Source organism: Streptomyces sp. NPDC037271, assembly GCF_055603605.1.
Window position 1 is genome coordinate 17,062 of sequence record NZ_JBVJVN010000036.1, and the last position, 22,954, is coordinate 40,015.

Annotated in this window: 14 protein-coding genes and 2 pseudogenes; 5 read left to right on the forward strand and 11 right to left on the reverse strand. The window is 71.6% G+C overall.

The genetic code is table 11. The annotated features are described in order from the left end of the window. Positions 1-388 precede the first annotated feature (388 nt). From ACZ7G3_RS34240 to ACZ7G3_RS34255, 4 genes and pseudogenes are all read right to left on the reverse strand, one after another. Positions 389-1,603, reverse strand: coding sequence for a S8 family serine peptidase (locus tag ACZ7G3_RS34240; protein WP_398019360.1), 1,215 nt, complete (start codon positions 1,601-1,603; stop codon positions 389-391). 83 nt (positions 1,604-1,686) lie between these two features. Beyond that, positions 1,687-5,013 (reverse strand): right-handed parallel beta-helix repeat-containing protein, encoded by a 3,327-nt coding sequence (locus ACZ7G3_RS34245; protein ID WP_398019358.1) that lies wholly within the window; start codon positions 5,011-5,013, stop codon positions 1,687-1,689. Between the two features lie 505 nt (positions 5,014-5,518). Continuing rightward, a pseudogene (locus tag ACZ7G3_RS34250) lies at positions 5,519-5,797 on the reverse strand (metal-sensitive transcriptional regulator). 1,042 nt (positions 5,798-6,839) lie between these two features. Further along, on the reverse strand, positions 6,840-9,119 hold the full coding sequence (locus ACZ7G3_RS34255; protein WP_398019357.1) for a tetratricopeptide repeat protein: 2,280 nt from the start codon (positions 9,117-9,119) through the stop codon (positions 6,840-6,842). 336 nt (positions 9,120-9,455) lie between these two features. Here ACZ7G3_RS34255 and ACZ7G3_RS34260 point away from each other — a divergent pair, with 336 nt between their 5' ends. The 4 genes and pseudogenes from ACZ7G3_RS34260 to ACZ7G3_RS34275 form a co-directional block, all read left to right on the forward strand. Further along, entirely contained in the window at positions 9,456-9,938 is a 483-nt protein-coding gene (locus tag ACZ7G3_RS34260) for a hypothetical protein (RefSeq protein ID WP_398019356.1), read from the forward strand. Between the two features lie 505 nt (positions 9,939-10,443). Next, positions 10,444-11,121: a GGDEF domain-containing protein gene (locus ACZ7G3_RS34265; RefSeq protein ID WP_398019354.1), complete on the forward strand. Its 678-nt coding sequence runs from the start codon at positions 10,444-10,446 to the stop codon at positions 11,119-11,121. A 153-nt stretch (positions 11,122-11,274) separates the two neighbouring features. Continuing rightward, on the forward strand, positions 11,275-11,796 hold the full coding sequence (locus ACZ7G3_RS34270; RefSeq protein ID WP_398019353.1) for a WhiB family transcriptional regulator: 522 nt from the start codon (positions 11,275-11,277) through the stop codon (positions 11,794-11,796). A gap of 54 nt (positions 11,797-11,850) precedes the next feature. Then, positions 11,851-13,215: pseudogene (locus ACZ7G3_RS34275) on the forward strand (MFS transporter); the annotation flags it as partial. 43 nt (positions 13,216-13,258) lie between these two features. Here ACZ7G3_RS34275 and ACZ7G3_RS34280 read toward each other — a convergent pair. The 6 genes from ACZ7G3_RS34280 to ACZ7G3_RS34305 form a co-directional block, all read right to left on the reverse strand. Then, positions 13,259-15,277 carry a helix-turn-helix domain-containing protein gene (locus ACZ7G3_RS34280; RefSeq protein ID WP_470930426.1) on the reverse strand — a complete coding sequence of 673 codons (2,019 nt, stop codon included), beginning with the start codon at positions 15,275-15,277 and terminating at the stop codon, positions 13,259-13,261. Positions 15,278-15,377: 100 nt separating this feature from the next. Next, positions 15,378-16,178: a 3-hydroxybutyrate dehydrogenase gene (locus tag ACZ7G3_RS34285; RefSeq protein WP_470930428.1), complete on the reverse strand. Its 801-nt coding sequence runs from the start codon at positions 16,176-16,178 to the stop codon at positions 15,378-15,380. 54 nt (positions 16,179-16,232) lie between these two features. Next, a complete protein-coding gene (locus ACZ7G3_RS34290) occupies positions 16,233-16,712 on the reverse strand; it encodes an NUDIX hydrolase (protein ID WP_470930430.1) in 480 nt (159 codons plus the stop codon). A gap of 68 nt (positions 16,713-16,780) precedes the next feature. Beyond that, positions 16,781-18,394 (reverse strand): apolipoprotein N-acyltransferase, encoded by a 1,614-nt coding sequence (gene lnt / locus ACZ7G3_RS34295; RefSeq protein WP_470930432.1) that lies wholly within the window; start codon positions 18,392-18,394, stop codon positions 16,781-16,783. Positions 18,395-18,855: 461 nt separating this feature from the next. Then, positions 18,856-19,398 (reverse strand): hypothetical protein, encoded by a 543-nt coding sequence (locus tag ACZ7G3_RS34300; protein WP_470930434.1) that lies wholly within the window; start codon positions 19,396-19,398, stop codon positions 18,856-18,858. A 79-nt stretch (positions 19,399-19,477) separates the two neighbouring features. Next, complete coding sequence (locus tag ACZ7G3_RS34305; protein WP_426601710.1) at positions 19,478-20,263, reverse strand: glutamate racemase; 786 nt, start codon at positions 20,261-20,263, stop codon at positions 19,478-19,480. Positions 20,264-20,302: 39 nt separating this feature from the next. Between ACZ7G3_RS34305 and ACZ7G3_RS34310 the strand changes: the two genes are divergently transcribed. After that, positions 20,303-21,511: a glycosyltransferase gene (locus ACZ7G3_RS34310; protein WP_470930436.1), complete on the forward strand. Its 1,209-nt coding sequence runs from the start codon at positions 20,303-20,305 to the stop codon at positions 21,509-21,511. A gap of 19 nt (positions 21,512-21,530) precedes the next feature. Here the strand turns inward: ACZ7G3_RS34310 and ACZ7G3_RS34315 are convergent, their stop codons facing one another. Next, positions 21,531-22,832, reverse strand: a complete 1,302-nt coding sequence (locus tag ACZ7G3_RS34315; RefSeq protein WP_470930450.1) for a TerD family protein — start codon at positions 22,830-22,832, stop codon at positions 21,531-21,533. Positions 22,833-22,954: the final 122 nt, after the last annotated feature.

Consider the following 22,954-nt stretch of genomic DNA (forward strand, 5'->3'; position numbering starts at 1 on the left):
GGGGAGAATTAGGAGAAGCACCCCCGCCGCGCGTGGCTTTTTTCCGTCTTGTTGGGGGGGGGGGGGGGGGGTTTGGGGTTCGACTTTTTTTGTGTCCCCCCCCCCCCCCCCCCCCCCGGGGGGGGCGCTCGTCGCCGTGTGGACCGTCTGAACGGTGGGAGGCCGGCAGTGCCTGGCCGTGCCCTGCCCGCCGCCGGGGCCTTGAAGCGCAAAGGCCGCTGTCCGGACCCGCGGGTCCGGACAGCGGCCGTGTGTATACGCGGGCGCCGACTGACGCCATTTCCCCGGTGACAACGACTTTCGGGAACCGCTCGCGCAACAGGCGGTCGCAGAATCGGACACAGGTACGCGAAGGCCCGTACCCAGCGGTGGTGATCCGCCGTTCGTCTCAGGTCGTCGTCGAAGCGTCGTCCCGGGCCGGCCGCCATCCGCGGGCGCGGCCTCTCGGGACGATCACGGCGGCCCAGGCCATGGACACGAGCAGACCGGCGCCGGCGCCCACCATCACCAGAGCTCGCTGTGTCGCGCGGGCACCCGCCTCATCCGTCGGCAGCCGCACCGGCTCGGAATCGTCCGCCGCCTCCGCCGGCGCGGCAGAGGGAGCGGCAACCGTGGTGACGGCGCCGTACGCGTCGAGCCGGGGCACGCCCGCCGGGTAAGCGGTCGAGGTCAGCCGCCGTGCCGTCTCCCCGGCGGTCAGTTCGGGATGGGCGGACCGGATGAGGGCGGCCGTGCCGGCCACGTATCCGGCGGCGAGCGACGCTCCCGAGCCGATGAAGTGGCCCCGTCCCGTGGGGCCGATGCCGACCACACCGTCGCCCGGTGCCGCAAGGTCCGCGCGCCGTGGCGTGAGCGCGCCCCGTGGACGGCTGCCTTGCGCACCGAGGTCGATGACGGACAGCACACCCTGCTCGGCCGCGGGCCAGTAGTCCCTGGGCGGGGCGGCGGAGGCAGGGCTTTGGGGACTGTCGGGGACGGCGGCGGCCACGATCAGCACGTCGTGGGCGGCGGCGTGGGCGACGGCACTCGTGAGCTTCGCGGAGTTGCGGGTCAGGGCCGGGGACACCTGGACGACTTCCGCTCCGGCGTCCACCGCCGCCCGGATACCGGCCGCGACCGTGGTGTCGGTCGCCCTGCCGCGGGCGTCGGTGCCCCGCACGGCCAGGATGTGCGCCTGCTGGGCCACCCCGGAGAAACCGGAGCCTTCCGCAGTGGCGGCGGCTATCAGCCCGGCCACAAAGGTGCCGTGACCGACGCAGTCGTCGTCGGCCTCGCCGACGGCGGCGACCCTGCCCTTCAGCGTCGGCGCCTTGAGCGACACCCCCGTGTCGACGACGGCCACGGTCACCCCGTCGCCGTCGGCGAACTGCCGGACCCTGGCGAGCTGCAGGTCCTGCTGCTCCCGAGGCACCGCGTCGACCACCTTTCCTGAGCCGCCGGTGCAGGCGGCCCCGTCCGCCAGCCGGGACGGCATCGCGGGCAGGCGCAACGGCTCACGGGCCACGGCGCCGGCCTGCGCGGTGCCGCCCATGGCCAGCGTGGACGTGGACAGGAGAGTGAGCAGGGCCGCCATCGACGAGTGGCGGAGCGTGTGACGGCGCATCGTGTGCATCCTGGAAACGTAGACAGTGTCCGGTCATGGTCGTTGAGCCTCGTGTGCTTCGCGGACGCCTCACCCGCCGCTCATCACTCGGGTACGGCCTCCCCCTGCACCGCGTCCTGGGGAAGGAGCAGGCGCAGGTCCTGCACGCCGGGGGCGGTCATCGTGCTGAGGCGGCCGGCCTGGCGCGTCATCATGCCTTCCAGGACCTGGCGGGCCAGGCGCCCGTTGCCGAATGAGCGGTCACGCGGGACCGACTCGAAGTACGCCCGCAGTACCTGGCCGGTGCCCGGCCCGCACTCGTACCCAAAGGTGGCCGCATGCTGCCGCACGATGGTGACGAGTTCGTCCGAGGAGTAGTGGGTGAACCCGACACGCCGGGAGAAGCGGGAGGAAAGACCCGGGTTGGAGGAGAGGAAGCGCTCCATCTCCTCGGTGTAGCCGGCGACGATGACCACCACTTCGTCCCGATGGTCCTCCATGAGCTTCAGCAAAGTGTCCACCGCCTCCTGCCCGAAGTCCGAGGAGGAGCCCGGCCCGGTGGGCGTGAGCGTGTACGCCTCGTCGACGAACAGGACGCCCCCCAGGGCCCGTTCGAAGGCGTCCCGGGTGAGTTGGGCCGTATGGCCGACGTACCGGCCGACGAGGTCGGCGCGGGCCACCTCGACGAGCTGGCCGCGGGGCAGTACGCCCAGCGAGACGAGCAGCTCACCGTAGAGCCGTGCCACCGTGGTCTTGCCCGTGCCGGGCGGTCCGGTGAAGACCAGGTGGTGGCTGATCTGCGGCGCGGGCAGTCCCGCGGCCTCCCGCTGGCGCGTGACGGACAGCAGGTTGACGAGGTTGGTGACGTCCCGCTTGACGCCGGCCAGTCCCACCAGGTCACCGAGTCGGGCCAGCGGGTTGTTCTCGCTGTCCGCGGGTGCGGCCTCCTCGGAGACGGCTCGTGCGGCTTCCTCCCCCACGTCCTCGGGCAGCAGCAGTGGCAGGTCCTCCGCCGTCATGTTGGTGAGCGCGGCCAGACGGGACGCCTGGCGGTCCACCATCTGCTCGAACACCTGACGGGCGGCCCGGCCGTTACCGAAGGACCCGTCCTTGGGCATGCGCTCGAAATGCACCGTGAGTGCCTTGTGCGTGGCGGCACCGAGCACGTACTGGTGTCCCGCACACATGCTCTCCAAGATGGCCACCAGTTCGGGCACCGAATAGTTCTCGAACTCCACGGTGCGGGAGAAGCGTGAAGCCAGACCTGGATTGGACGCCAGGAAGCTCTGCATCTCGGCGGAGTAGCCGGCGGCCACCACCACCACGTCGTCGCGGTGGTCCTCCATCAGTTTGAGCAGCGTGTCGACCGCTTCCCGTCCGAAGTCGGCGCCGGAACCGCGGCCGTCGGACAGCAGGGTGTACGCCTCGTCGATGAACAGGACACCCCCCAGAGCACGGTTGAAGGCCTCGGTGGTCTTGATGGCGGTACCACCGATGACCTGTGCCACCAGGTCGGCCCGGGAGACCTCCACCAGGTGACCTGAGCGCAGCGCACCGAGTTCCGCCAGGATCGTCCCGTAGAGCCGGGCCACCGTGGTCTTGCCGGTGCCGGGCGGGCCCGCGAAGACCAGGTGCCGGCTCATCGGCGGAGCGGCCATGCCCAACCGGGTGCGATGCTGGGCCAGCCGCGTGAGGTTGACCAGCGTACGCACCTGCTGCTTCACGTTGTCGAGGCCGATCAGAGCGTCAAGGGCGGACAGCGGACCGTCCTCGCGGCTCAGCCACGCGTCCTCACCGCCTATCCCGCTGTCGCCGGCGGCCCCGGCGGCCCCGGCGCCCCAGGAGTCCTGCTTCCCGTTGCCCGTGCTGACCAGCCCTTCGACGGCGAGCCGCTCACCGGGCCGGGACTGGAGGAGCCCGCCGCCACTGTTGTCCCGGACGGTGCAGTTGACGACGGAGACGGGCGCGGCGGACTCGATGCGGAACCCGTCGCCGGCGCTTCCGCTGACCTCACAGGAGTTGAACGAGCCACGGCCGCCTTCGGCGATCCGGACACCGTGGCGGCCGCTGCCGCCCACCCGGACGCGGGTGGCGGTCACCTCGCCGTCCTCGTCGACGGTGACACCCGAGTCCTTGGCACCGGTGATCTCCAGATCCCGTACGGTCACGATTCCCCCGGCGGCGGTCGACAGGCCCGATTCTGCAGCCGAGGTGACGGCGCCGCCGCCGACGTACAGGTTGCCGTCGTCTTCGACCCTGATGCCGCAGCGGCCGGCCGCGTCGATGGTGCAGTCCTCCAGCCGCCCCCGGCCGTCCTTCACGGTCTCCACACCATGACCGCGCGGAGCGCTGATCCGCGCCCGGCGGATCAGCGGATTGGCTCCCGTGCGGATGGAAACGCCCGTTCCCTGGGCGTCGATGACCTCGAGGCGGTCCAGCTCGGCCGTCGACTCCTCTTCCAGCAGCACCGCGGTCGTGGCGCAGTCCCGGACGGTGAGCCCGACCAGCACGGGAGACGACGGCCCGCTCACGCGCAGCCCGGGGGACTGCGCGGCGTCCAGCCAGCAGTCCTCGAACGTGCCCCGGGAGCGGTCGCTGACCAGCAGTCCATGCCCCTTGGTACGCGCGGTCCGGCAACGGCGCAGCACCGGGTTGCTGCCTCCGGTGACCGCGATGCCGACACCGGTGGTGCCGGTGACCCGCACGTCCTCGAGTGCCGTTCGGGCCTGACTGTTCAGCATGATGCCCGTGCTCGTGTCGTGGACCACCGTGCGCAGCACCCGAGTTGTGCTGTTGCCCTCCAGGGCGATGGCCGGTTTGTCGGTCGAGGAGATGTCGCACTCCTCGACCGATCCCTGGGACTCCCCGTTGGCAAGCACGCCGTTCCCGCGGGCGTTGCGGATGGTGCAGCCACGCAGTGTGATCCGGCCTCGATCGCCGATCACCACCCCAGTGGTGCCGAGGTGCTCGATGGTGCAGGACTCGACGGAGCTCTCGACCTCGGAGGTGGCCACGATCCCGGCACCGCCCTGGTTGCTGACCCGGCAGTCTCGGAGGGCGAGCGAACCGCTGCCACGGGCGAACATGGCCGTCCAGGCAGAGCCCGTGATCTCGCAGCCCTCCATCGCGACCTGCCCGCGCGGGGCGTCGACGACCGGCAGCTCCTCGTCCCGCCCGCGCAGCACCAGGTCGGTCAGCATCGCGGCCTCCGCCTTGAGCACGATCGCGCTGCCGCGACGCGGTGCTATCTCCACGGTGCCGCGGGATTGCTCCGCCACGATGGTGACCGGGGTGGTGATGGTCAGGTTCTCGGTGTAGACGCCGGGCGAGACTCTGACGACAGCACCACTGCGCGCCCTGGCCAGAGCCTCACCAATCGTCCGAAAGCCGTCGGGCCGCTCCGGGCTGACCGCAAGTACCTGGCGTGACACGCACTTTCCTCCTCCGTTCGGCACCGTGGCGCCCACGAGACCCCTGGTGCCACGAATGGGCAGGGACATCATGCCGGTACCGAGGTGTCGAACTACTCCATGGGGGCGTCGACTTCGCGCCGCACAGCATGCTGGGACCCATCTCACCACGAAGCCGGCTCTGCGGTGGGGTGGTCGACTGCACACCATTTCGGCGCCCGCCGCTGCCAGTGGCGAGCGGCCGGCTCCCTGCCGGTCGACGGCCGTGTGTGGATCGCACGTTCCACGCGACTGCCGACTTCGACCGTCTCGCCTTCGGTCAGGGACTTCACTCACGGGGTGAACAAAGGCGGCGAGCAGGCACGAGCGAGCTTCTGCTGCGCAAGGGTACCCCTGAGCCTTGCCCACGACGGCACTCCGCCGTACCCGCCAGGGGTGCCTTCCCGCCTGTGCGGAGCAGCCGCTGTCCACCGCCGCAGCGCTACCAGCGCTCGCCCACCAGGGAGCACTCTCACCGGCCCCGGACTCAGGCGAGCGACAGGAAGAACTCCTCCAGGCGCGTCCGCATCCGCAGGGAGACCCGCACCACCGGATCATCGCTGATCACGCACTGCTGCAGCCCGGTTGCAATGATCGAAAACCCGGCGCGGTCCAGGGCGCGGAAGACGGCGGCCGACTACGTGATGACCTCTTCGTCGTTCCGCCCCTCCTCCCTCATCCTGATCACCCCCGCAAGCTGACCCCGGGCACGCCGCAGCCGGTTCAACGCCGACTTCAACTCGTCGGCGGTCAGGTCAAGTTCCACACGACGCCCCTTCACACACTCCCGCCCGTATCCACCCGGAGCGGGGAGAACACGTCCCGAAAGGCGTTACTCCGTGACCTTCGCCGCCCTGGCCGGCGGCCAGGGCGCCTGGCGGTTCTGCGAGTTCACGCACCCCGGTGAATCGCCAGGGGACACTCGCCCGGCGCGCACAACGTTCCGCTGTACCGCCTGGAGGAGGCCGCGGCGCCACTGCACGCCGCCTCGCCCCGCACACCGCTGCTGGTCGTCCGCGCCTTTGGAGTCCGCTGCTCCCAAGCCCGCACCCGGCTGGGCACCCCGGGCATCGGGGTAGCGCCCTCGGACCGCGGCGCCACAGCATGGGCAGCGGACGAGCAGCCTGTCGAGCGGGTCGCCAAAACTACGCCTCCTGCCCAGGGAGCGCCGGGTCCTCCTGAACGCCCTCCCGGTCCTCGTCGGCCTCCTGGCCGAACTGGACCTGCGGCGCCTGACGGACTGATCGCACGCACCACCACGCCCACGCGTCCCGGTCCCAGCGGCGCGGCCGTCGCCAACGCAGTTGTCCACTTGGCAACCCTGGAGGGTCGCGTCCCAGCGCGCAATCATCGAGCACGAAGCCTGTGCCCGTCCTGTCGTCCGAAGGAGAGCGTTCTCCAGTGAGGAGACCAGTTCAGTGACCGCATCCTTCTCATGCCCCGATGCGACAGTGTCCACGACGATCCACCCGACGCGTCGGTGGCCCGCTTCGCGGACACCGGACCCACGGATCTCGGCCGGCCTCGCCCCACCCGCACTTGCCGGTGCTCAGGGAGGCACTGAGCAGGCGAAGCCATCGCCAGGGATCCGTTCCTCCGGAACAGGACCGAGCAGGCGGTCGCGCCGTCAGGCCGAGCTCTTCTCCGCGCACCCTCATGAGCGCCCTGGCTTCCCTCCTGAGCCGCCACGCGCTGCGCAACCGTCTGCACGCCGTGCCGTTCGCCATCCGCGCCGGACGCAGCCGGCCAGTGTTCCCGACCTCGCCGAACGCATCACGCCGGAAGGGAGGCTGAACTCGGGGACGCACTCACACGTCCGGTCCCAGTGGAGCGAGGGCCGACTCCTCGACGTGGGCGCGGACCGTGTCGGCGAGTGGGTCGCCGAGAGATTCGAGCACGGTCAACGCCTTCTTCCACATCTCGAGCGCCTCGGCCCCGTAACCCTGCTTCTGAAGGCACAGGGCGTGGTGGTGGAGGGTCCAGCCTTCTCCCCACTCGTTTCCGGCGGCATGGTGGAGTCGCAAGGCCTCATCGAAGTAGGTGACCGCCTGTTCCGGTTCCGCGAGGTGGTAGTGGGCAATGCCCAGGTTCGTACGAGTGATGGCCTCGACCCAGGTGTTGTCGATCTCCCGGTGCATCACGAGAGCCTGCTGAAGGTCCATCACCGCCTCCTGGCAGCGGCCGACGTGGACCCGCGCCTCACCGAGGTTGTTGAGGAGGATCCCCATGACCCAGGGCTGCTGGACATCGCGTCCGGCAGCCGCGGCGGGCTCGAGGTGCACAAGGGCTTCGGCGTAGCGCCCCTGCCGGAGGTTCACGTCACCAAGATTACTGAGCGCGTTGACCTGTCCCAAGGTGTCTCCGACACGTTGGTACACGCTGAGCGCCTGTTCGAACTGAGCGGTCGCTTCGGTGTAGTCGTGCGACTCCGCGCAGGAGCCACCCCGGTAGGTGTGCATGCGCGCTTGGGCTTCCAGGTCTTCGACCTGCATGGCCGAGGCGAGCCCCAGCCGAGTTACATGATCCCAGTCGGAACGGTGCTTGCGCAGGTAGAGGAATCCGACCAGCGCGGCGGCCAGTTGCCAAGCCACCGCGTGCATTCCAAGTGCGGCGGCCTCATCCACTGCGGCGATCAGATTGCGCCGCTCGGTCTCGCACCACAGCAGGGCCTGCGCACGCTCGGTGAACGTCGGCACCCCGTCACCGGGAGGCGACACATCGCGCAGCTCATTCAGCCAGCGGTTCGGAGTGATCACCTGCGAAGCGGCTCTCACCCTGTGCAGATACCACTCCAGCGACCGGCGCACGGTCTGTTGGCGCGTCTCGGCCGGCTCCTCCTGCCTGGCCTTGTCCATCGCGTACAGGAGCAGCAGATCGTGGAATCCGTAGCGGTGTGGCGTCGGCTCTGTGAGCAGGTGTGCGCGCACGAGCGTACGCAGCTGGTGCCGGGCGTCTTCGGCGGTCGTGTCCAGCAGGGCACCGGCCGCCTCCGCGCTGATGCCCCGCCCGGGGTGCAGCGCGAGAAGGCGGAACGCGCGGGCCGCCGGCGCGGCCAGAGTGGCGTAGGACCGGGAGAAGGCGGCGTTCACTGCCGTCCTCGGATCTTCCTCGGAGGCCAGCAGATTCAGCCGGTTGGGTTCCTGCGCCAAGTCAGCCGCCAGGTCGGCGAGCGCGACGTGAGGGCGTTCGGCGGCCAGGTCCGCGGCGATCGCCAGGGCAAGGGGAAGACGCGCGCACCATCGGACGATGTCCGCGGCCGCGCCGGGCTCGGAATCGACCCGGCTCCCGCCGACCCGGTCTCGCAACAGCGCCAACGCGTCCTCGTCTTCGAGCGGGTCCAGCGTGAGGAGGCGCGCGTGGTCGTGGACGGCAAGACCGGCGAGCCGGCTGCGACTCGTGACCAGCACAAGACAGTCAGCCGCGCCGGGAAGCAAGGGGCGGACCTGGGCACTGGTCGCCGCATTGTCGAGCACCATGAGGACGCGTCGCCCGTTCAGTGTCGAGCGCAGCAATTTGGAACGCTCGGCCGTGGCGTCGGGGATGACGTCGGCCTCAACGCCCAACGCACGCAGAAAGTCTCCGAGCACCTGTCCCGGCGGGAGCGGCGCCGCTGCCTCCGAGTGGCCCTGCAGGTCGCAGTACAACGCACCATCGGGGTAGTGATCCCGCTGGCTGTACGCGACATGCAGAGCCATCGTGGTCTTGCCCACCCCGGCCATCCCGTCGATGCCGATCACCACGGTCCGGCCGGTCACGCCCGTCACCGCCTCAAGCAGGTCACGAGCCGTCTCCGACCGGCCGACCATCAATGCAGCAGAGGGCAGTTGAGCCGGGACCGAAACGGGTGCTCTGCGCTCGACCGCCGCTCTCGGCGGGGAAACGGACACCAGTGCTTCTAACACACCGTCCAGTTCGAGGGCCCGGTCGCACGCAACCGCGAGCTCGCGCGTCGGCGGCCTCACGCCGTTCTCGATCTTGCTGAGATACCCCTTGCTGAAGTGGGTCAACGCCGACAGCTGGTTCAGTGACAAGCTCCGAACGCGCCGGAACGTCCGCAACTGCATCCCGAAATCCTGCTGTGAGTCCACCGAACGCCTTCCGCCAAGCCCTTACGCGATCGACCCCGCCGTGTCCCCGCAGTCAGAGGGAACTCAGCTCCGCCACGAGCGGGGAGCCTGTGACTGAAGGGTCGAGGTACCAGATTAGTTCGCCCCGAGGCCCATCGGGATCTCGCCAGTTGTCGATGTACGGAAGTTCAGAGGTCGAGGGTGTCGTGTGGCGTCGTAAACCCTCGCAGAGCACTGCAACGGGGACGTTCCTTCGGCTTGATGCCGACCCGTCGCGCGGTCAGGACGACTACGTCACCGAACCCGGCCGGGCCCCTACCCGGCCCACATGCACATCACGGACAAAGCGCTACAGCCATGACTTCCCACCTGGTGCACGACTGGTCCCATCCGACGTCACTGTTACGTCGCCTCGAGAACGTGGCCCACTTGCCGACGATCAAATCTCCGGGCAAGCACCACGACGTCGTGATCACCGCAGCTCATGAAGCAGGCGAACAGTTGTTCTCCCTCATGGGTTCGAACCCCGGAGGCTGCGGACCGATCATCGCCGAGGAGGGCCACCCATGGATGTACTGGATCGTCCCGCTCGGCACGAAAAGGCGCTGGGCCAACCCGTACGGAGCATGGGTCTCCGCGCCGTGGCGGATTCCTTTTCCACCAACGTTTCATAAGCAGCCCCTCGGGCCGTACTGGCTTCGGCGCTTCCATACCGACGTTCGCGTGACGCCGGACGAACTCTCCGACGCCCTTCATGACGTACGGCCGGCGCCGGTTCCGTACCAGGCCGCCACAGCCTTTCCGCGCCGGCCCGCCGTGACGGATGCGCAGACTCCCTGACGAGCAGAGACGCCAGTGCCTCGCCGTCCCTCGCCAGTGACCGATCGCTACGTCACGGAGTCAAAGCCGACGGAAGCTCCGCACACCGAAGGACAACCACTCATGAAACCTCTGCCCAACCTCGTCCAGGCCGGCCAGCCCTCACCCATCCGCGGACGTTCCTGATGAGCGTCATGTGCGCGGCCGACACCCGAGCCTTCCAGGCCCGGGTGAGTGCCGCAGCGTCACATCACCCCCACATGACGAACGATCCCGTTTCGCCCCAGCCGCCATCCCGGCCTCCGTGAGTACGCGTCGTCACAGGCGAGCGCCCGCCGAGAGCAAGGCCCGCTGTCCGACCGGCCGCTCCACCGTTCAGTCGCGAAATCCACCCGTTGAAGGGATCTCCACAACAGGGATCCGCCCACCCACGTCGATCTGCAGTGTCCCCGGACGGGACACATCCCCGCGTCCGATCTGCCGCCCGCGCGGAGCCGTTGCCACCGCACGACACGAAGGAGTCATCATGGCCGCCCATCCACAGGCGTACGTCTCCTGCGCACGTCGTGCGCTTCTTCTGGCTGTTCCAGCAGTCCCGCTGCTCGGGTGGGCGCTGCACGCCACAGCACTTCGGCGCCGGCTCGCCTCTGCCAGTCGCGACCCGCTCACCGGGCTTCTTCGCCGCGATGGCTACACCGCCAAGGCTCAGCAGATCCTCGACCGCTACGCCAACGACACCGTGACGCTCATCTGCGACCTGGATCACTTCAAAGAGATCAACGACAGGCTCGGACACCCAGCCGGAGACGCCGTGCTGGCCGCGACCGCACAGCGGCTCGCCAAGTGGGCGGGCAGCACGGCCGCCGTCGGCCGGCTCGGCGGGGACGAGTTCGCTCTCACGACCCGGCTCGGCTCCGGTCTCCAGCACGCATGCCTCGCACGCCTGATGTCTTCGCTCACCCAGCCGGTCCTTCTGGAGGACGGCCAGGTCGTCCACGTCGAGGCCTCGGTCGGGGCTGCGACGCCCGGCGCGATCGGCACCACCGACCTGTCGCGTTTGCTCAGAGCTGCCGACGCTGCTCTCTACGACGGCAAGCACACCGGCCGGGCGACCCTCGCCGGGGCCCGGCACGGGGCGGATACGTCCGTCAACGGCCGCCGGGCCGGACGCCCCGGCACCCGCGACCCGGCGCAAGCACCATGACCGCCCCCGCCCCGCACCGAAGAGAACCGCCCTCGACCGAACACCCGGCGCGCAATCGAGCGCCCGACGCTGTGTGACCGGCTCACCGCCGACACGATCCGGCCGCACAAACCCTCGTCCGCCTGCCCCCACCTTCGAATCGAGGTACACCCGATGAGCTCCGCCAATCCTTCTGCCGCCGACATCCCGTTCCCCCGCATTCACAAACCGACCAGCTGCCGGACAAATCCTGAGCTCTTCGTCCACGAATACGAAGAACGTGGGTACCAGGTCACCCAGCGCATAGCGGCTGCTCAGGCACAGTGCGCGGTGTGCCCGGTCGCGCCTCAGTGCCTCAAGTGGGCACTCGCACATCCGGAGGAGACACCGACGGGTATCTGGGCGGGCACCACGGCCCGGCAGCGGACCGTGTTGCGTACCCGCCTGATCGCCCGTCTCGGGCCCGACTGGATCACGATCGTCGCCGCTGCGGACCGTGCACGGCGCGAGCGTGTGCTCGCCGAACGACATCAGCCGCCGACCGTCGGTCAGGCACGTCTCGCGCATCTGGACCGCGAGTACAAGAGGCGGGACAACCGCGGGCCTCGCCGGCCCCCGGCCGCCCACGCCCGAGGGCCGGAGCCGCCGACACCCGGTGTCCGCTCGCGCGCAGCCGTCGCTGAGGGGGTGTACTGATCCGGCCCTGAACCATCACCGCCTGAACAGCGCTCACCCGGACCTGTCACACGAGCCTCCCCCATCGGCACCACCATCGAGTGGTACGACTTCTTCCTCTACGGCTCCGCCGCCGCGCTCGTCTTCAACCAGCTGTTCTTCCCGGACTCCGACCCGCTGGTCGGCACGCTGCTGTCGTTCCTGACGTACGCCGTCGGGTTCGCCGCGCGTCCACTGGGGGCGCTCGTGTTCGGGCACTACGGTGACCGGCTCGGGCGCAAGAAGCTGCTGGTGCTCAGCCTGTTGATGATGGGCGGGGCGACCTGCGCGATCGGGCTGCTGCCCACGCACGCGACCATCGGCACGGCCGCTCCCGTGCTGCTGACCGTGCTGCGGCTCGTCCAGGGCTTCGCGCTCGGCGGTGAGTGGGGCGGCGCCGTGCTGCTGGTGTCGGAGCACGGGGACGCGCGCCGGCGCGGGTTCTGGGCGTCGTGGCCGCAGACCGGTGCGCCGGCGGGGCAGTTGCTGGCGACCGGTGTGCTGTCGCTGCTGACGGCCGTGCTGTCGGACTCCGCGTTCGACAGCTGGGGCTGGCGGATACCGTTCCTGCTCTCCGGCGTGCTGGTCATGGTCGGTTTGTGGATTCGTCTGTCCGTCGACGAATCGCCGGCCTTCAAGCAGGCGTTGGCACAGGCCGAGACGCGCAGGGCGGAAACCCGCGGGGCCGAGACCCGCAAGGCGGCCGCCGAGGAGCTTCCGCTGGTCTCCGTGCTGCGGCACCACTGGCGCGACGTGCTGATCGCGATGGGCGCGCGGATGGCGGAGAACATCAGCTACTACGTCGTCACCGCCTTCATCCTCGTCTACGCCACCACCTCGGTCGGCCTCTCCGAACAGACGGCGCTCAACGCGGTGCTGATCGCCTCGGCCGTGCACTTCGCGGTCAGTCCGGCCTGGGGCGCGCTGTCGGACCGGATCGGCCGCCGTCCCGTGTATCTGCTGGGCGCGGCCGGTGTCGGGCTGTGGATGTTCCCCTTCTTCACGCTGATCGACTCCGGCCACTTCGGCGGTCTGCTCCTCGCGGTGACCGTGGGCCTGGTGCTGCACGGCGCGATGTACGCGCCCCAGGCGGCCTTCTTCTCCGAGATGTTCGCGACGCGGATGCGCTACTCGGGTGCCTCGATCGGCGCCCAGTTCGCCTCCGTCGCGGCCGGTGCCCCCGCGCCGCTGATCGCCACCGCGCTGCTGTCCGAGTACGACAGTTCCACCCCGGTCTCCCTCTACGTCATCGCCGCGGCCGTGCTGACGCTGATCGCCGTGGGTGTGGCGAAGGAGACCCGCCACCGGGACCTCACCGAGGTCATGTCCTCCCCCGGGGACGGGGACATGAAGGAGGCGGAGGAAGGTGTCTCCCGGACGCCGGAGGCGCGCACCCGCTGACCCGTCCCGCCCGCCGGCCCCCGTACGCCCTCGCGTGCGGGGGTCAGTGCCGCGCGGGGACCGACAGCCGGTGGAGTCTGAGGGCCAGTTGTATCTCCAGTGCGCGGTCCGGGCTCTGCCAGTCGTCGCCGAGGAGGCGGCCGACGCGCTCCAGGCGCTGGGCGACCGTGTTCACGTGGACGTGCAGGCTGTCCTTGGTGCGGGCGGGACTCATGCCGCAGGCGAAGTACGCGTCGAGGGTCCGCAGGAGTTCGGTGCCGCGCCGCTCGTCATAGGCCTCGACCTGGCCGATGGTGCGCTCGACGAAACCGGAGACGTCCTGGTCCCCGGCCAGCAGCAGGCCCAGGAACCCGAAGTCCTCGGCGGCGGCACCGTCCCCGGAGCGGCCCAGCAGGCGCAGGGCGTCGAGGCAGCGCCGGGCTTCGCCGTATGCGGCGGCCACGGAGTCCGGGTGCGCGGCGAGGTCCTCCACCGGGGCGGAGGCGCCGACGGTGACCGCCTCGTGGACGGCCGTGCTCAGCTGTTGGGCGGTGCGGCGGGCCAGGTCCGTGGCACCGTCCCCGGCGGCCAGGGGCAGCAGCAGTACGGTGCCGCCGTCCCGGGCGGCGGCCAGGCCGTGCCGGGTGGCGGCGAGGTGGGAGGCTGCGGCCCACAGGCGTCGGCGCGCGTCCGCCTCCTGGTCGGCGTCGGATGCGGTGGCGTCGAGGCGGGCGGCGAGTACGACGTGGGTGGCGTCCAGGTCGGCGCGCAGCCGTCGGGCGCGGTCGCCCAGCACGCGGGGGTCGCGGTCACGGGCGTCGAGCAGGTCGTCCAGCAGTTCGCCGCGGACTCGCTGTTCGGCCTCGGCGGCGGAGCGCCGGGCGAGCAGGAGGAGGGAGGTGACCATCGCGGCGCGTTCCAGGGTGAGCTGGTCCACGGGATCGAGCCCGGGGTGGCCGCGCAGGACGAGGGCGCCGAGCAGTTCGTCGCCGGCGGTGACGGCGGCGATCCAGTCGTCCTCGTGCCGCACCGCGTGGCCCTCGGCACGGGATGTCTCCAGGGCTCGCGCGGGTGCGGCGGCGGCTTCGGTGAACTCGACGGTGCCGGCCAGGACCTGGGAGACGGCGGCGGCCACGTCGTGGACACCGCCGCCGCGCAGGACGAGTTCGGCGAGCCGGTCGTGGACGTCGGAGGCGCGCTCGATGACGCCGCTGCGGTCCCGGATGATCTCGTTGGCCCGCTCCAGGCCGGCGAGGGCCGAGCGGGTCTCGGCGAGCAGGTTCGCGGTGTCGATGGCGGCTGCCGCGAGGGCGGCGAAGGAGCCGAGCAGGGCGATCTGTTCGCGTTCGAAGACGCGGGCGCGCCGGTCCGCGGCGAAGAGCACGCCGATGACGTGGTGGCCGAGCGTCAGCGGTACGCCGAGGATGGCGACCAGGCCCTCGTCGCGTACGCCCGCGTCGATGGTGCGGGTGTGCTGGAAGCGGGCGTCCTTGAAGTAGTCGTCGGTGACGTAGGGGCGGGCGGTCTGGGCGACGAGGCCGCCGAGTCCCTCCCCCATGCCGAGCCGCAGCTGCTGGAAGCGGGCCGCGACCGAGCCCTCGGTGACGCGCATGTAGGTGTCGCCGCGGGCCGGGTCGTTGAGGCTGAGGTAGGCGACGTCGGTGCCGAGCAGTGAGCGGGCCCGCTGCACGATCGCGCGCAGGACGGCGTCCAGGTCGCGGAGTCCGGCGAGGTCGTGGGCCGTCTCGAACAGTGCGGACAGCTCGGCCTCGCGCCTGCGCCGGCCCTCCAGTTCGGAGCGCACGCGCAGGGCGAGGTTCTTCGCCTGTTCGAGTGCGGCGATCCGCTCGGCCGGTCCTCCCTCGGCGCGGGCGAGCAGCACCGGCTGCTCGTAGGCGTCGGCGGACGCGCCCCGGGCCAGCAGGTCCAGGAAGGGCGTCTCGACGGCGGCGGGCGCCGGGGCGGCGGCATCTCCCGCATCGCGGGGCGACGTTCCGGCATCTCCGGCATCTCCGGCATCTCCGGCCGATGCTCCGGCGCCGTGGGCGGAACGCTCGGCGGACTGCACGTGATCGCGGGACATGCTCACAGGATTCCCCATCGCGCTGTCGTCCCGGCGGCCCTGTGGAAAACCCGGGCCGCCGGGGCACCCACCCGGCTCGGGACGCGGGCCGCCGTCCTGCTCAGTGCGCGGTCCAGCCGCCGTCCAGGGCGAGTGAGGTGCCGGTGACGAAGGACGCCTGCGGACCGCACAGGTAGGCCACTGCCTCGGCGACCTCCTCCGGTTCGATGAGCCGCCGCACCGCGCTGTCCCTCAGCAGTACGTCGGTCAGCACCTGCTCCTCGGGGATGCCGTGCGCCCGGGCCTGGTCGGTGATCTGCTTCTCGACGAGCGGGGTGCGCACGTAGGCGGGGCTGACGCAGTTGGAGGTGACGCCGTGGGCGGCGCCTTCGAGGGCGGCGGTCTTGGACAGGCCCTCCAGACCGTGCTTGGCGGAGACGTAGGCGGCCTTGTAGGCGGAGGCGCGCAGGCCGTGGACGGAGGAGATGTTGACGATACGGCCCCAGCCCTGCCCGTACATGTGGGGCAGGGCGCCGCGGATGAGGCGGAAGGGGGCCTCCAGCATCACGGTGAGCACGGTGTGGAAGACGTCGGGCGGGAACTCCTCGATCGGCCGCACCAGCTGCAGTCCGGCGTTGTTGACGAGGACGTCGGTGCCGGAGGCGGCGCGTTCCGCGGCGTCCAGGTCGGTCAGGTCCAGGACGCGGGGTTCGACGCTGCCCGCGAGGTCCCCGCAGCTCTCCGCGAGGGCGTCCAGCCCCGCGGCGTCCCGGTCGACCGCTGTGACCTCGGCCCCCGCGGCGGCCAGCCGCCGCGCACAGGCACGGCCGATGCCGCCGGCGGCGCCGGTGACGAGGGCGGTGCGGCCGCCGAGGTCGAGCGGGGAGGCGTGGAGGGCCGGGAGGACGCTGGGCGAGGTCATGTCCCGACCTTAGGCAGAGTCCACGCCGCCCCCCATGTGGGCACACCCCATACTTCAGACGGAACCAGTGGGGTCGAACCATGTGGGGGCGTCGGACAGCGCCTGCTTGATCCGGGCCTGCCCGAATTCCTTGAGGTCCGGCAGGGCGTCCACCGCGAACCAGCCCACGTCGAGCGACTCGTCGTCGTTGACCCGGGCCACGCCGCCGACGGCCCGGCAGCGGAAGGTGATGTCCATGTACTGGCAGACGTCGCCGTTGTCGTACGTGACCGGGTTCAGCGCCTGGACGAGGACCACGCGCTCGACGACACACCGTACGGCCGTCTCCTCCTCGACCTCGCGCACGGCGCAGGCGGCGGGCTGCTCCCCCGGTTCCGGGATACCGCCGATCAGTGACCAGCGGCCGTTGTCGGACCGCCGGCCGAGCAGTACCCGGCCCTCGTCGTCGAAGACGACGGCGGTGACTCCGGGGAGCCACAGCAGCTGGTGTCCGGCCGAGGCGCGCAGGTCGCGGATGAAGTCGGGAGTAGCCATGCGTACGACCCTAACGGGCCCCTCGGGTCACTCCGAGCGGTGTCGCGGGGCGTGCGGCGGGCGTACGGCTACACGCCCCGGGCGCGTCGCCCGCGCACACCGGCACCGACGGCCCAGCCGAGCCCGCCGGCCGCGACCAGCACCAGGGCGATCTCGGGCACCACGCCCAGTCGGGTGGCGGGCGTCTCGGAGGAGCGCAGGGGCACCTCCTGGACCAGGGAGTCCGCCACGAACATGCCGGTCTTCTGGGTGACCCTCCCGTCCGGCATGATGATCGCACTGACACCGCTGGTCACCGGCACGGTGACGGAGCGGCTGTGCTCGACCGCCCGGATGCGTGACATCGCGAGCTGCTGGTAGGTCATCTCGCTGCGGCCGAACGTCGCGTTGTTGCTGGGTACGGAGATCATCTGGGCGCCGTCGGTGACCTCGGAGCGCACCGCCCAGTCGAAGGCGGCCTCGTAGCAGGTGACGAGCCCGACCTTGGTGCCGGCCATGGTGAACACGCCCGGCTCGGTGCCCCGGCTGAAGTCCTGGCTGACCATGGAGGTCCACTCGTCGTTGATCGCCCCGATGAGCGAGCGCAGTGGGAGGTACTCGCCGAACGGCTGGATCTGCCTTTTGTCGTAGGTGTCCACGGGGCCCTTGTCCGGGTCCCACAGGATCTGCTCGTTGAGCAGCCTGCCGTCGCGTTCCACGACGCCGCCGACCGAGATGGGCGCGCCGATCGCCTTGGCGGCCCGGTCGATCACGAGGCGCGCGTCGGCGTTGGCGAAGGGGTCGATGTCCGAGGAGTTCTCCGGCCAGAGCACGAAGTCGGGCTGGTCGACCTTGCCGGCCTTGACGTCGGCGGCCAGGCGCTGTGTCTCGCGCGCGTGGTAGTCGAGTACGGCCCGCCGCTGGGCGTTGAAGTCGAGGCCCGCGCGGGGCACGTTGCCCTGGATCACGGCGACGGTCGCGGTGCCGTCCTGCGCCTTGTCGCTGACCAGCGGCCGGGCGGCCACGGCGGCCACGAGGGGTACGGCCACACTGAGGAGGGCCACCGCCGCCGCGCTCCGCCGTACCTCGTGGGTGCGGCGCGCCCGGACGGCCAGGCGCACGACCGCGTAGAGGCCGAAGCCGCACAACACGACCGCGAAGCCGAGTACCGGTGTGCCGCCGACCGCGGCGAGCGGCAGGAACAGGCCGTCCGCCTGACCGAACGCGACCTTCCCCCAGGGGAAGCCCTCGAACGGCACACGCGCGCGTGCGGCCTCTCCCGCGGTCCACAGCGCCGCCGACCACACGGGCCAGGCCGGCAGTTTCGAGACCGCGGCGACGCCCGCGCCGACCAGCGCGACGAAGAGCGCCTCGATCGCGGCCAGCGCGATCCAGGGCCCGGGGCCGACCTCCACGCCGGTCCAGACCAGCAGCGGGAGCAGGAAGCCGAGGCCGAAGAGGTAACCGAGGCCGAGGCCCGCCTTCCAGCCGCGGCCGCGCAGCACCCAGCCGAAGACGCCGAAGGCGGGCAGTGCCAGCCACCACAGGGTGCGCGGCGGGAAGCTGACGTAGAGCAGCACTCCGGAGAGCGCGGCGGCGGCGGCCGGGAGGAGGCGCCGGAGCCACGTGGCGACACGCGGAGTGGGTGTCGTCTGCGGCTGTGTCCGGTCCGACTCGCCGACGGAGGTTGCGGTGGCTGTCACCCCCCGGAGTGTACGGCGGGTGACCACGCCGCCGACAGCGCGGTCCGCGGTCGCCGCGGGGCCACGGTCGCTGCGGGGCCACGGTTGTCCGGTGCCGCGGTTGTCCGGTGCCGCGTCGTGCTGGATGCCGTACGCCCCTGTGGCGCTCGTCGCGCCGCACACCGGTCGTCCTCATCGCCGACGGGGCCCGGCACCGGGCTCGGGCGGTCGTCGCCGTCGGCAACGCGCTGAACCCCACCACGGTGTCGGCGGGTGCGGGACTCCGCGCGGGGCCGGCCACGGCCCTTCCCGCCCCGCCGAGTCACCGGCCCGGCCGGCGACCGGTGTACGACCGCGGGGCGATCGGCTCTCCGGGTGAGGGCGGTGCGGGGTGTTGGCGTCGGTACGGGTGGGGGCGGGCCGGTGCGGAGGGCGGCCGCAGCGGTTCCGGTGGACCTCGCCGGCTCAGCCCCCGAGTGCGCTCAGCGTGCCGGCCCCGGCGCCTTGGGCCGCAGCCGGTCCTTGATGACCTGGACGGCCGCCTCCGCGTCGTCCACGGTGATGGTGAAGGTGTGTCCGTCCCACAGTCGCAGGACCACGCCCTCCCCCCTGCGTACGACGACGGCGGTGCCCTTCTCCGGCCGCCAGCGGTAACCCCAGCCGCCCCAGTGGCGCGGGGTGACGTGCGGGGCGAACTCGGCGCCCGCGACGTGGGACAGGGGGATGCGGCGACGGGGCACGCCGATGTGGCCGCAGCGCACCTCGAGGCACTCCTCGTCGACTCTCAGCGCGACGTGCACGAACGCCAGCGTGCCGAAGAGCACCAGCAGTCCGGCCGCGATGCAGCCGACGACCGCCATGGCCAGCGGGGCGACGCCGGACTCCCAGGCCGATTCGACGGCCAGCGCGATGCCGAACGCCATGCAGGCGGCGCCGATGGGCGCCAGGAGCCACTGGACCCGGTTGGTGGCGCGTCCGGTCCAGACGTCCGGCTGGGGGGTGGTCTCGCCGTGGCGATGCCTCATGGATACGAGGTTACTCACGTTTCGCTGCGCGCGTACCTCGTCGCGCAGGGTGACTGGGCCGACCGGGCGTGCCCGCCGGTCAGCGGGCCGGTGTGACCGCTCGCAGGAGCCGGCCCTCGTCGTACGCGAGCGCGGGCTCGGGCAGTGTGCCCTCACGTCCGCTCAGCAGCACGGTGAGGGTGCCCTCGGCCGGGGCTCCGGGGTCGGGCCGGGCGCCGATCCGGCGCAGTGCCTGGGCGGCGACCGCACCGGCGGAGCCGTGCAGGACGAGGCGCGGGGCGCCGGGGCGCTGCACGGCGGCGCGGATGCGTTCGGCGACCAGTTCGTAATGGGTGCAGCCCAGGACGACGGTCGTCACCGCGTCCGGTGTCAGGGCGGCCGCGGCGGCGACGGCCGCGGTGATCGCGGCCTCGTCCGCGTGCTCCACGGCGTCGGCGAGCCCCGGGCACGGCACTTCGGTGACGGCCGCGTCGCCGGCGAACTCCTTGATGAGACCGCGCTGGTAGGGGCTGCCGGTGGTGGCGGGCGTGGCCCAGATCGCCACGGGGCCGCCGCCGGCCGCGGCGGGCTTGATCGCCGGGACGGTGCCGATGACCGGCAGTGCGGGCTCGAACCGGGCGCGCAGCGCGGGCAGCGCGTGCACGGTGGCGGTGTTGCAGCCGACGATCAGGGCGTCCGGGCGGTGCGCGGCGGCGGCCTCGGCGACGGCGAGGGCACGCCCGGTGAGGTCCTCGGGGGTGCGCGGGCCCCAGGGCATGCCGTCGGGGTCCAGGGAGAGGATGAGATCGGCGTCCGGTCGCAGGCGCCGTACCGCGGCGGTGGCCGCCAGCAGACCGATTCCGGAGTCCATGAGCGCGATCTTCACCCGGCCACCATAGTCGATGGGCCGCTGCGGTCCGGTGTCGTGGGGCAGACTGCGGACGTGAGCGCCGATGCGTGGACTGCCGTCGTGACCGTCGTATCCGCCCTGTCCCTCGCCGCCTGGCTGTGGCTGCTGCTCGCCCGGGGCTTCTTCTGGCGTACGGACGTCGGGCTGCCGGCCCGGGTGGAGCCCGGCTCCTGGCCCCCCGTGTGCGTGGTCGTCCCGGCGCGCGACGAGGCGGCGGTCCTGTCCGCGAGCCTGCCGTCGCTGCTCGCGCAGACGTATCCGGGGCGGGCGGAGGTCTTTCTGATCGACGACGGCAGCACGGACGGCACGGGTGAGCTGGCGTGCGAGCTGGCCCGGCGGCAGGAGGGTCTGCCGCTCACCGTGGCCTCACCCGGGGAGCCGCCCGCCGGCTGGACGGGCAAACTGTGGGCGGTGCGGCACGGCATCGCCCTGGCTCGCGCGCGTGAGCCCGAGTACCTGCTGCTCACGGACGCCGACATCGCCCACGCGCCGGACAGCCTGCGCCGGCTGGTGGCGGCGGCCCGCACCGGTGGTTTCGACGTCGTCTCGCAGATGGCCCGGCTGCGGGTGGAGAGCGTGTGGGAGCGGCTCGTGGTGCCGGCCTTCGTCTACTTCTTCGCGCAGCTGTACCCGTTCCGGTGGATCGGCGGGAAGGGGCGAACCGCGGCAGCGGCGGGCGGCTGTGTGCTGCTGCGCACCGATGCCGCCGAGCGGGCGCGGATCCCGGACGCCATCCGGCACGCCGTCATCGACGACGTGGCCCTCGCCCGGGCGGTCAAGGGCAGCGGCGGCCGCGTCTGGCTGGGCCTGGCCGACCGGGTGGACAGCGTGCGTCCGTACCCGCGGCTGCGCGACCTGTGGCGGATGGTCTCGCGCAGCGCTTACGCGCAGCTGCGGCACAACCCCCTGGTGCTCGCCGGGACGGTCGTCGGCCTGGCCCTGGTATACCTCGTGCCGCCGGTGGCGGTGGTCGTGGGCGCGGTGACGGGGAGTACGGCGGCGGCCGTCCTCGGTGCCGCCGCGTGGCTGGTGATGGCGGGGACGTACGTGCCCATGCTGCGCTACTACCGGCAGCCGCTGTGGCTCGCTCCGCTGCTGCCGTTCACGGCGTTCCTGTATCTCCTGATGACGGTCGACTCGGCGGTGCTGCACCACCGGGGGCGGGGCGCGGCCTGGAAGGGCCGTACCTACGCCCGTCCGGGCGCCGTGCCCGAGGAGGGGTGAACGCCCGCGCCTGGAAGGTTCACTTCCGGCCGGGGGTCCAGTTCATGCCCCAGCCGTAGGCGTGGTCGACGGTCCGCTGCGGGCTCACGCCGCGTTCGGGGACCAGGTAGCGGGCCTCGCGCTGGACGACCAGGTCGCTGCCGGTGCCGGTGATCAGCGCGAGGGCGCACACCGTCGAGGGGACCGTGCACTCGTCGAGCGAGAAGTCGATCGGAGCTCCGTGCTGCGGCTGGAGGGTGACCGTGGCGTGCAGGTCGGCGAAGGAGCGCGCGCCTTCATAGATGGTGACGAAGACGAGGATGCGCCGGAAGTGCTGCTTGTGGTCGAGGTTGACGGTGAGGTTCTCGCCGGTCGTCACCGCGCCGGTGCGGTCGTCGCCGTCGAGGTGGATGAACGGCGGCTGGTACAGGGACCCGAAGGCGTTGCCGAGGGCCTGGACGACGCCCTTGCTGCCGTCGGTGAGTTCGTACAGGCAGCACAGGTCGAGGTCGAGGTCGTCGTGCGGGGCGGCCGGGCGGCCGAGCTTGCGGGCCCAGCCGGAGAACTGCTTGCGCACCTGCCAGTTGAGGTTGACGCGCAGGGCGCCCGAAGTACCGCCCTGCTTGGTCAGCGAGACGGAGGGTGCCGCCTTGGTGAGCGTGACCTTGGTCGGACGGACCGGCTCGGCGGAGGGCGCCGCGGTCGGCGGGGGCGACGGGGCGGCTGCGGCCGACCGGGGTACGGGAGTGGCCGGGGGCGCCGACGGGGGCGTGGTGGCCGTGGGGACAGCCGGTGCCGGCGGGGCCGCCGGGGGTGCCTGCGGCGGCTCGTCCACCGAGATGCCGTAGTCCGTGGCCAGGCCCTCGAGCCCGGTGTCGTAGCCCTGGCCGACGGCACGGAACTTCCACGCGCCCTGGCGGCGGTAGAACTCGCCGAGCACGAAGGCCGTCTCGACGGTCGCGCCCGGGTTGTCGAAGCGGGCCGCCACGGTGTTCCGCGCGGCGTCGCGGACCTCGATGTACAGATCGGGGACCCGCCCGAACGGTCCGCCGTCCGAGGAGGCGGCGAGGATCACGGTCTCGATCGCGGGCTCCACGCGCGCGAGGTCGACGAGCAGGCTGTCGGTCACCCGGCCGCCGGCCTCCCGCTTGCCCTCGTGGCGGACCGCGCCGGAGGAGTGCGCCGGCTGGTTGTAGAAGACGAAGTCCGCGTCGGAACGGACCGTCCCACCCACCAGGAGCAGGGCCGACGCGTCCGCGTCGGGCACGCCGGGGCCGGATCGCCAGCCCAGTTCCACCCGTAGCGCCGTCGTGGGCACCGGAGTGTTCGATCCTTTCGGCATTGACATGTCCGCCCCCATCACGTGTCACCGAGCCGGGCCGTGTCCCGGCGGTTCGCCGAGCCTTTTCCCGCCCAACCTATTCTCCCGCCGCCCACCCCTCGCAAGGAGTGCGGGAAGGCGTC